This is a genomic window from Acidobacteriota bacterium (assembly GCA_028875575.1).
Lineage (GTDB): Bacteria > Acidobacteriota > Terriglobia > Versatilivoradales > Versatilivoraceae > Versatilivorator.
In genome coordinates, this window is sequence record JAPPDF010000065.1 from 1 (window position 1) to 10,213 (window position 10,213).

A 10,213-nucleotide genomic window follows, 5' to 3' on the forward strand; every position below is an offset into this window, starting at 1 on the left:
GTCTTGCCGATCCCTGTCGGGGCGGAAACCAGCAGGGGCCGGCTGGATTGGAGCGCCTCCTCGATGGCTTCCGTCAGACCTGCCTGACCTTCCCGCATGCGCGGATAGGGGAAGCGCAAGGGCGGCAGGCCCCGCGCCTCCTCTTCCCGCCGGGCGCTTCGCTGCAGTTGAGCCAGAATCTCACGGATCCGGCTTTCCAGAAATCGGTCCATGGCCGGCGAGTCCGACTCGACTTCCACGCAGTGGCTGCTCCGGTCGCTGCAACTGATGACAACCAGCCGGCCGCGAACTTCATCGTTTGCATGAGCCTTCATCCAGAGGTGCACGTAGATTTTCAACTGCAGCAAATGGGCCGGGACCACCGGCGATTCCTCCCCGGCTTGCACCGGACCCATCCTCGACTTGACCTCCTCCACCACCCAGCCCCCCCGCTCGGGATAGACGCCGTCCAGTCGACCTTGAATCGCCACCCCGCAACCGTCGACTTCGAACTCGTAACCCAGAGACACCTCGGTTTGGTACCCGGGGAACGCGCGGGACTGGGCGGACTGATACTCCTGATGGACTTCCCTGCCCAGTTCGCCGCGCAGATCCCTCAAGGGCACCAGGTTGAGGCTTCCGGAGTTGGCGGGTTCGGAGCAGAGATCGCCCACGCTCAAGGTCAGGGTGCGCCGGTGGGGGTCGAATTTGACTGTCATTCCGATTCCGATAGATTAACGCCCCTCTACGAGCGGCGGACTCGTCCACGGCGCCTTCCACCGATATTCGCTTACGGGGCGCGGAGTTTGCCCCCCACCGGTTCGACTGCGGGGAGGGGGGAACCAATACCCGCCGCCTTGCATCCAGAACTCCTGTGCAGGCCCTGCGATTACCTGACCTTGAGGGAGAGGTGCAGAAGCCTAGCCGCCAGGCGAAGATCGATGGCGTTGGCGGAGCCGGTGGGGTCTTCGCGAGCGCTCATAGAGTCCCCCCAGTCCGTACAGGCGATAGCGCTCGATCCACTTGTCGCCGGTGGGCCGGCTGATGCCGTAGTGCCGACAGAGGGCTTTCTTGGTGTAGTCACCGCTCAAGTAGTCCCGGACAAACCGGATGCGTTGGTCCAGCGCGGACATCTCTTTCCAGGGCATCGCAAATCCTCCTCGGCCTTCAGGCCAGGTCGGTCCGGGGTGAACTCTCGCTCCCCCGTTCAGGAAAGGTAGCGCTCCAGGCTCTTGAGCTCGTCTGCGGTGTAGGGTTCCTGGAAGGCGCTGTCGGACGGATGTCCTCCCTCCTTGAGAGAAAGCGAGGGGGGCGGGATCTCCCAACCCTCCACTTCCTGGCGGCTCACGGGAGCCCCCTGACCATCCAGGGCGGATTTGAAACCCATCAGGAACATGGAGGCCTTCTCCAGCAGGTCATCGCCCTGCTCGGGCGGGGTCCGTTTCAGAATCATCTCCTGAATGACCAGTTGCATGGCATTCCAGGTGTTGTAGCGAAACCACCCGGGACTGGCCGGAATCTTGCCCTCGAAGTCTCCGGAACGATCCCCGAACAGCCGCAGGTAGGCCTGGCCGTCCATGTCCGACTGCAAGTGGAGCTGACCATAGAAGAACCCGCCGTCCCGGTCCTCGTGGACGAAACTCAGCGCCCCGGGCGGTCTCCGCCAGTCGGGCGTCAGATAGGAGGCCTGAAGACACTTCCCCCGGCCCTTTTTCCGTTCCTCCCGCAACACGGCGGCGATGTAGTAGATCCCGTGGATGCCGTGGGTGTAGTAATCGCTCATCGAATTGTGAGCCGAGTAGCCCAGGATTCGCGGCATCCGGGAGGCCTTGTCCTGCAAGTCCCCGACACTCTCGGCGAATTCCCAGGTGGAATTGCTCATCAGCGGCGCTTGCCCCTGGCGAGCCGCCTCGATGATCAGCCTGGCTTTCTCGATGGAAGTCGAAAAGGGGCGGTTGACGAAAGTCGGCATTCCGGCCAACAGAAAGGGACGGGCCAGCAGGTGGTACAGCGAGACCGCAGGCATGGCATCGATGTAGACCCCATCCACCGTGCCGACCATATCCTCGAGGTTCTTGACGGTCTCGACTCCCGGGAAGCTTTCCGCGAAACGAGCGGCAAAATCGGGCCGAAAGCTCCAGACCTTGGTGATGACCATGCCGGTGGTCCGCATCCGGCCGGGAGCCGGGTTCATGGTGTCGGCCCAGACGGCCTGGGCGTGACTGCCGTGCGCCACCACCATGCCGATCTCTGCGAGATCCTGCATGCTCCCCCGGCGACCGGCAGCCCCAAGGCTGCCCGACAACAGGGACCCCGTCGCCAGCCCGGTACCGGAAACCTGTTTCAGGAAAGTGCGACGTTGCATGGAACCTCCTTGTCTGGAACACCCCTGTTTCGCCCCCGTATGAGCCGCCCGGTCGCATGGGACGGCGGCGCTTGGGTGAAGTGGGAAGTTTGAAGTTTGAAGTGTGAAGTGTGAAGTGTGAAGTGTGAAGTTTGAAGTTTGAAGTTTGAAAAGCTGTTTGATCGACACGCAAAGCATCTTGTCGGTTTCGGCGCAGTCCTTACAGATAAGTGACGCCCCCGCCCTGCCGGGCGGATCATTCGAGGAAGAAACTGTCGATCTCTTTTGAAGACGAACCACAAATGGACACGAATAGGGAAAGATTCCTTTCAGTTTTTCTTCGTGTCCCTACGTGGATAACTCTTTTTTGTATCAGACAAGCGCAGGCAGTTCATCACGCGCTTGCCCGTTCCCGATACCCTCGGCCAACCACCCTTCAAACTTCATCCTTCACCCTTCAAACTTCACACTTCACTAGTCTCAATCCAGACCCAATCCGCGACACCACTTTGCCAGGAGCTGCCGGGTGACTCCGGCCCCACCGCACACCACCACCAAAACGGTCTCCGCTCCCAGCAGCGGTTCCGCCCGGTCGTAGACACCCGCCAGGGCGGCCCCGCAGGCCGGCTCCACCAGCAGCCGGTGGTCATCGGCAAAGCGCAGCACCGCCCCGACGGCGGCGCGATCCGTCACCACCCAGGGAACGACCCGATGAGATTCTGTCCAGGCCAGCGCCCGGGGAGCGACCTGGCGTGCTCCCAGGGAGGTGGCCAGCGAAGCGATGCCCGGAAGCGTCACCAGCCGACCGGCCTCGACCGACCGCGAATACGAGTCGGCCCCCTCGGTCTCCACCGCGCAGACCGGCACCTCCTGCCAGCCTGCCTGGTGCATTCCCTCCAGCACGCCGCACAGCAACCCGCCGCCGCCAACCGCCAGCACCACCAGGTCCGGCTTCACCCCGGCCTCCCCGACTTCCCGCACCAGGCTGGCATGGCCGGCCCAGATCCTGGAATCGTCGAAGGGGTGGATGTATGCCGCCTCCCGACGCTGCGCCAGATCCAGGGCCACCGCGTGAGAGTCGTCCCAGGCGGCGCCCTGCTGGATGACGGCGGCTCCTTCGCCGCGGAGCCGTTCCAGCATGAGGCTCGAGGTCGTCTCGGGAACCACCACCGTGACCGGCAGGCCGAGCCGGCGGCCGGCGTAGGCCACGGCATAGCCGGCGTTGCCTCCGGATGAGGCCACCAGGGCCCGGGACCCCTCCGACAGGGCAGACTGGCAGGCATGGCCCACACCTCGGATCTTGAAGGAGCCGGTGGGCTGAAAGGCCTCCAGCTTGAGCCAGACCCGGGCGCCCAGCAGTGCGCTGAGGGGCCGGGACTCCCACAGTGGTGTTTGTAGATGGAGTGGGTTCATCGGGTCTGTCTCCCGGGGACAAAGGGCAGAATGAGGTGCGAGGGCCGGCCGGCGTCCAGGTAGACCGTGTTGTGGGCAACCTGCGAGCGGGTGTGCCTTCCCGTGGGCTCGCCGGTGTTGGGGTTGACGTCGAAGCGAGGGAAATTGCTGCTGGAAACGTCCACCCGAATCCGATGGCCGGCCTTGAAGCAGTTGCTGGTCGGCGGCAGGTCGATCTCGATGGCATAGACCTGGCCGGGCCGCATGGGCTCTTCCTTCTCGAAACCATTGCGGTAACGCACTCGGAGGATTCCGTCCACCAGGTTCAGATCGTAGCCCTCCGGATAGTCCGGATTGGGAGGATAGACCTCCAGGAGCTTGACGGTAAAGTCGGTATCCGGAGCAGTGGAGGAAATCCAGAGCCTGGCGGTGATGTGCCCTGTCAACTCGACGTCCTCCTGCAGCGGAGGTGTCTGAAACACCAGCACGTCCGGCCGCTGCGACAGTCGAGGAAAGGGAGGACGGCAGGCGAACAGCCCTGGTTGCTCTTTCTGGTCGGCGGCCCCTTCGGTTACCAGGCTGCGCATCCGGGCTCGCGCGGGGATGAACCCGGACCAGGGAGACTGCGCCAGCTCGCCCAGTGGAGCCAGCTCGAAGATGCTTGTCATGGCCCCGGCAATGGTGGGCACGGGATGGGAGGGATCGAAGGCGAAGCCGGCGGGCGCCTCGCCTGGAGGGGGCGTGGAGGGACTCAGCCCTCCACCGCTGCGCAGGAAAAAGGCGCGGTAGCGCGTGCGGGCCAAGGGCCACTCGTTTTCCAAGCGCCACTCCCCTCCATGGCTCAACCTCCCCTCTTCGGTCTTTCGGCCGCTGCCACCGCCCATTCTGAAGAGGCGCACCGGGGGACTCGGGTCCGGCCGGGGAGGCGGGTCCTTCAGCCAGCCTTCGAACCAGGAGAGCCGTTCACGGTTATAGCGGTCGCGTCCCCAGGAGGCCTCGGAGCCGAAATCGACGTCTCCCGCAAAGGAATATCCGGCGCGCATTCCCCCGTGAGTCCAGGGCCCCATGACCAGCCGCTGCGGCGACCGGTTCTGCCGGGCCATGGCCGCATAGTAGCGGGTGGTGGCGATGGCGAAGGGATCGTACCAGCCCCCGCTGTAGGTGCCCGGGATGTCGGCGTGGCGCTGGAAGTGTGGCTCGAAATCGTTGCTTTCGAGTCGCCAGAACTCATCGTAAGCCCCCCGGCGATAGTAGTCCAACAGGGTCTTTTCCAGGTTGGGGACTGCCGCCAGGGGAGTGCTGCCCGGCTGGAACGGTGTCCGGCGGACCCAGTCCCCCATCCGCTCCATACCCCGCAACACTCGCTTCCGGGCTGCCGGGTCGTCCCGGATTTCCTGGGCGTCATAGGCATGCAGGAACAGAGCCCCGAACATGTGGAGTTGCATGGCTCCACCCCAGCGCACCTGGTGGGCATAGCTGTTGGTGGGGCTGACGTCGGGCCAGATGGCCGCAAGGTGGGGTGGGCGGTAGAGGGCCATGTGGGTCTGGACCAGGGCCAGGTGGGAGCTGCCCATGGCGCCCACCCGGCCGTTCGACCAGGGCTGGGCTGCAATCCACTCCACCGTGTCGAATCCGTCGGTTCCGGCCGTTTCGTTGACGGTGTGGAAATACTGGCCCGTTCCCTCGGAACGGTGCCGGCCGCGCAGGTCCTGCAGCACCAGCACGAACCCTCTCGGGGTGAAGCAGTCAGCCACCTCGTCGATGAGCCATTCCGCCTGCTTGTCGTAGGAAGTGCGCACCAGCAGAGCCGGAAAGGGGCCCGGCAGCACCGCTCCCGCGCGGGCCGGCCGGTAGATGTCGGCTGCCAGGCGCACCCCGTCCCGCATGGGGATCATCAGATCCTTGAATATGGCCACCTGGTATGGATGGGGAGATTTCATCAGCGGGGCGCCCGGATTCGCAGAATCAGGTTGTCGTGGCTGTCCACCTCTGCCAGGCAACCCGGATGGATGACCGTGGTCGAGTCCAGCTCCACCACTACGGCAGGCCCCTCGATCCGGTGTCCGGGCTCCAACCGGTAGCGGTCGTAGAGGGGACAGGGGACATAGCTGCCGCTTTCGGCAAAATAGACCGAGGTGTTGGCCTTGAGGGCCGAGGAGAGATCTCGACCGGCGGCTTTCCGTTGCCGCAGTCCGGGCTTTCGGATGCGGCCGACGGCCACCAGCCGAAGGTTGACCAGTTCGACCGGCTCCTCCGGCGCGCTGAATCCATTGGCCCGGTCGTGCTCGCGGTGAAATTGCTCGGCCGCCTGCTGAACCGTGGAGGCATCGACGCGGTTCCCCGCCCATGGAACGCTCAGTTCGTAACTCTGTCCCACGTAGCGCAGGTCCGCCTGCCACAGGCAACCGATGTCCCGCGACGGCACCCCTTCCCTGTCGAGCGTCTCTTTCCCCTGAGCTTCCAGCCTGCGATAGGTCCCTTCCACAGCGGCAAGGTCGAGCTGGTCCAATCGCTGGATCAGAGTGGTCGTAAACTCGTGCTTGAGGTCGGTGACCAGCAACCCCAGCGCCGATGTGGTACCGGGACTCGGGGGAATGATGGTGGTGGGCATCTCCATCTCGGCGGCCAGCCGGTTGGCATGCACCGGACCGGCCCCGCCGAAGGCCACCAGGGCAAACCGCCGGGGGTCATAGCCCCGCTGAACCGAAACCAGCCGCAGGGCGTTCACCATGGCTGCATTGGCGATTTCCACGATCCCGTGAGCGGCCTCCACCACTCCCATTCCCAGGGCATCGGCGCATCTTTCGCGGATGGCCCGGCGCGCCGCCTCCACGTCCAGGGTGAGCCTGCCTCCCAGGAAGTGGTCCGGCTGCAGGCGTCCCAGAACCAGGTTGGCATCGGTTACGGTAGGCTCGCTGCCCCCCTGCCCGTAACAGACGGGACCGGGCTCGGCTCCGGCGCTTCGGGGACCCACCCGAAGGATTTCACCCGAATCCACCCAGGCGATGGACCCGCCACCGGCTCCAATCTCCACCAGATCGATCACCGGGGTGCGAATGGGATAGCCGGCCCCCCGCTGGGCGCCGGTTCCGGCCTGAGCCGAGGAGCCCACCTCGTAGTCCTTGGTGATCCTGGGAGTCCCGTCACGGACCAGTCCCACCTTGGCAGTGGTGCCCCCCATGTCGAAGGAGATGAGGTCGGAAAAGCTCAGCTCCTTTCCCAGGTAGGCTGCCGATATGACTCCGGCGGCAGGCCCGGACTCCACCATGAATACGGGCCTGCGGCGTCCTTCGGCGAATGTGAAAACCCCGCCGCTGCTCTGCATCAGGAGCAGTTCGGCCTCCACCCCTTCCTTGCGCAGTTGACTTTCGATGCGCTGCAGGTAACGGGCGACCACCGGCTGAATGGCGGCATTGATGACGGTTGTGCTGGCCCGGAAGTATTCGCGGAACTCGGGAGCCACCTCGCTGGACAGGGAGAGAGGAACCCGCGGCAGGGCCTGCCTCAGAATCCGCCCCACCCGCTGCTCGTGTTCCGGGTTGGCATAGGCGTGAAGCAGGCAGACGGCGATCGATTCCACCCCTTCCTCCGCCAGGCGGGCGGCCACCCGGACCACGGCCGATTCATCCAGGGGCGTCAACACCTGCCCCCGGGCATCCAGGCGCTCCGGGACCCCGAAACAGAGGTAACGGGGCACCAGCGGCCTGGGTTTTTCGAACTGGAGGTCGTAGAGGCTGGGCCGAATTTGACGGGCGATCTCCAACAGGTCTCGAAAACCCTCGGTGGTGACGAAGCCGGTGCGGGCGATGGTGCCCTCAATGATGGCGTTGGTGGCCACGGTGGTCCCGTGCACCAGGTAGGTCACCTGGCCGGGGTCGACGCCGTTTTCGCTCAGAATTCGGTGAGCGGCTTCCAGCAGAGCCTGCGAGTGGTCCCTGGGCGTGGAGGGGACCTTGCCGATCCGAATTTCGCCGGTGGCTTCGTTGATCAGGGTGGCGTCGGTAAAGGTACCGCCGATGTCGATTCCCAGCCGGTAGGCCACTGGACCCCCTTCCTGTAACAACCGCTGTTTCGCCCCTTATGAGCCGCCCCGTCAAATGGGACGGCGGCGCGTCTGGGTGAAGAATGAAGTGTGAAGTTTGAAGTTTGAAGGATGTAGTTTGAAGAGCTATTCGATCGACACGCAAGGCCTCTTGCCGGTCTCGGCGCAGTCCTTTAAATAGGACTGGAATCGATCAGTCAAGTGTCTTGTGGGTCTCGGCACGGTCCTTGAGAAAGAACAACCGGGTCATCAGGCGCTTGTCTGCTCCGGGCACCCTCCCCTGACCACTCTCCACCCTCCACCCTTCAAACTTCACACTTCATCCTTCACACTTCAAACTTCCCCCCGGCGCAGCTCGCGGGTGCGCTTCTCGTCCATGCGGAGCGTGACCGGGTCGACAGCAACCTGGTAAACCTGTCGGGCCCGCTCCGGTCCGACCTTGCCCTCCCGCACATCTCGTGCCACGGCTTGCGGGTCCCGTTGACGAGGATCTCCGTAACCGCCCCCGCCGCAGGTGCGGTAGCTGACCACGTCCCCAGGCTGGAGCTGGAGGGTCACCTTGGAGCCCAACCGGGTCGCCGCACCCTGTGGATTCAGAACATAGCTGGCCTTGAGGCCGGGCAAGCCCCCGAACAGTCCCCAGGGCCCCCACCGGTCCCGATCGGCCAGGATGGTAAAGGAGACGGCATGATCGTGAAAACAGTAATCGCGGCGCAGCCCCAGGCCGCCCCGCTGCCTTCCGGCCCCTTCCGACTCCTCCACCAGCTCGTAGCGCAGGATCCGAACCGGGTAGTTGATCTCGATCTCTTCGACCGGCGCATTCTCGGTGTTCTGGCCGTGGGCCTGCACGGCATCGGGACCGTCGCGGCAAGCCCGTCCGCCGTATCCTCCCGCAATGGCCTCGTAGAAGGCGTAGAGCTCACCCGTTCTGGGGTCGGTGCCGCCGAAACCCACCTGGCACTGCATGGCCTTGGTTCCGGCCGGGACCCGCTCGGGCAGGGCCGGCGCCAAGGCCTTGAACATCACATCGGTCAACCGCGTCTGGGTCTCCCAGCCCCCGACCACCGGGGCGGGAGGGCGGGCATGGACTACCGTGGCGGCAGGGGCCGCCAGTCGCACCAGGCGGTAGAACCCGTGGTTGACCGGCACGTCCGGATCGATCAGGCACTTGAGGACGTAGGCGCAGGCCGAATAGGTCATGGCGTAGGTGGAGTTGACGGGGGCCGCCCTCTGAGGATCGGAGCCACTCAGATCGAACAGGACTCCTCTCTCGTCGATCACCACCCGGGCCGCCAGCCGCACCGGCCGGTCGGTGAAGCCGTCGTTGTCCACAACACCCTCGGCGGAAAACTCTCCCCGGGGCAGGCGAGCCAGTTCCCGGCGCGCACGCCGTTCGGTATACGCCAGGAGCTCCTCCTGGCCGGCCCGCACCGTTTCGGCGCCCCAGCGGTTCAACAGGTCTTTCAAGCGGCGCATCCCGGTAACGTTGGCCGCCATCTGGGCCCGGAAATCTCCGGCAGTCTCGTAGCTCGAGCGAATCTGCGCCATCACCAGAGCAAACAGGTCCTCGACCATCTCCCCTCCCCGCACCAGCTTGATGGGAGGAATGATGATCCCTTCCTGGAAGACTTCCCGGAAAGCGCCGATACTGGCCGGGGCCCCTCCGCCCACGTCCACGTGATGGGCCAGGTTGGCCACGTAGCCGAAGCACTCTCCCCGGACATGGACCGGCGAGATGAGCGTCACGTCGTTCAAGTGGACGCCCCCGGAATAAGGGTCGTTGGTCAGAATGGCGTCTTCCTCTCCCAGCCTTTCGACGCCGAACTGCCGGACAGCCCTGGGCACCAGCTCCACCAGCGACCCCAGGTGGACCGCCTGCCCGAAGGCCTGAGCGATGGGTCTCAACTCGTGGTCGAAGTAGGCGCAGGAGAAATCGGCCCGGGTCTTGATGTTGGTGGAATAGGCGCTACGCCTGAGCGAAACCGCCATTTCCTCGGTGGCTTCCACCAGGGCGTTGCGGATCACTTCGAATTGAATCGAGTCCATTCGAGAGGACATCCTTGATTCTCCGGCCGGTGGCGGCGTTGCCGAAGGGGCCGTGGGGCGCCGGCACGCGGCGCGGGCACCCAGTTTAGTGCAAAGCCGGGCTCGCGGTAAAAGGTTGCGTCGCAGCGGGGTGTAGGACAAATTTGTGGGGAGTGGGACGCAGGGCGTTGGTTTGCCCCCCTCCGCATCAGCCTTCGCCATCCGGCTCGGCTTCTGCGACTCCCCCTCAAGGGGGGAGTGATTCCCGCCTTGCAAACCGCAATCATACTTTACACATAAGACCGCGAACATGGCTTACATCCCACCCAGGAATCGGGCAAAAAGCCTTGTGCAGGCCTCAAGTATCACTCCCCCCTGGAGGGGGAGTCGGTGAGACAAGGGCTTCGCCCGCAGTCGAACCGGTGGGGGGG

8 protein-coding genes are annotated in these 10,213 nt (G+C 64.7%); all 8 read right to left on the bottom strand.

Annotated elements, in window-relative coordinates:
• A partial coding sequence (locus OXI69_09595; GenBank protein ID MDE2666394.1) for a PD-(D/E)XK nuclease family protein occupies positions 1-698 on the bottom strand: 698 nt, incomplete at its 3' end.
• A gap of 201 nt (positions 699-899) precedes the next feature.
• Complete coding sequence (locus OXI69_09600; GenBank protein ID MDE2666395.1) at positions 900-1,127, bottom strand: helix-turn-helix domain-containing protein; 228 nt, start codon at positions 1,125-1,127, stop codon at positions 900-902.
• 59 nt (positions 1,128-1,186) lie between these two features.
• On the bottom strand, positions 1,187-2,344 hold the full coding sequence (locus OXI69_09605) for a hypothetical protein (protein MDE2666396.1): 1,158 nt from the start codon (positions 2,342-2,344) through the stop codon (positions 1,187-1,189).
• Positions 2,345-2,803: 459 nt separating this feature from the next.
• On the bottom strand, positions 2,804-3,736 hold the full coding sequence (locus tag OXI69_09610) for a pyridoxal-phosphate dependent enzyme (GenBank protein MDE2666397.1): 933 nt from the start codon (positions 3,734-3,736) through the stop codon (positions 2,804-2,806).
• Complete coding sequence (locus tag OXI69_09615; GenBank protein ID MDE2666398.1) at positions 3,733-5,655, bottom strand: CocE/NonD family hydrolase; 1,923 nt, start codon at positions 5,653-5,655, stop codon at positions 3,733-3,735. The genes OXI69_09610 and OXI69_09615 overlap by 4 nt, the downstream gene beginning before the upstream one ends.
• Entirely contained in the window at positions 5,655-7,757 is a 2,103-nt protein-coding gene (locus OXI69_09620; GenBank protein ID MDE2666399.1) for a hydantoinase/oxoprolinase family protein, read from the bottom strand. Before OXI69_09620 ends, OXI69_09615 begins: the two co-directional genes overlap by 1 nt.
• Positions 7,758-7,950: 193 nt before the next feature.
• Entirely contained in the window at positions 7,951-8,073 is a 123-nt protein-coding gene (locus OXI69_09625) for a hypothetical protein (GenBank protein ID MDE2666400.1), read from the bottom strand.
• Between the two features lie 17 nt (positions 8,074-8,090).
• Complete coding sequence (locus OXI69_09630) at positions 8,091-9,803, bottom strand: hydantoinase B/oxoprolinase family protein (protein MDE2666401.1); 1,713 nt, start codon at positions 9,801-9,803, stop codon at positions 8,091-8,093.
• Between the last annotated feature and the right edge of the window lie 410 nt (positions 9,804-10,213).

Bases quoted from the DNA above. Each gene is read 5' to 3' on its own strand.
- OXI69_09630 (MDE2666401.1), bottom strand. From the start codon at position 9,803: ATGGACTCGATTCAATTCGAAGTGATCCGCAACGCCCTGGTGGAAGCC.
- OXI69_09600 (MDE2666395.1), bottom strand. From the start codon at position 1,127: ATGCCCTGGAAAGAGATGTCCGCGCTGGACCAACGCATCCGGTTTGTC.
- OXI69_09610 (MDE2666397.1), bottom strand. From the start codon at position 3,736: ATGAACCCACTCCATCTACAAACACCACTGTGGGAGTCCCGGCCCCTC.
- OXI69_09615 (MDE2666398.1), bottom strand. From the start codon at position 5,655: ATGAAATCTCCCCATCCATACCAGGTGGCCATATTCAAGGATCTGATG.
- OXI69_09605 (MDE2666396.1), bottom strand. From the start codon at position 2,344: ATGCAACGTCGCACTTTCCTGAAACAGGTTTCCGGTACCGGGCTGGCG.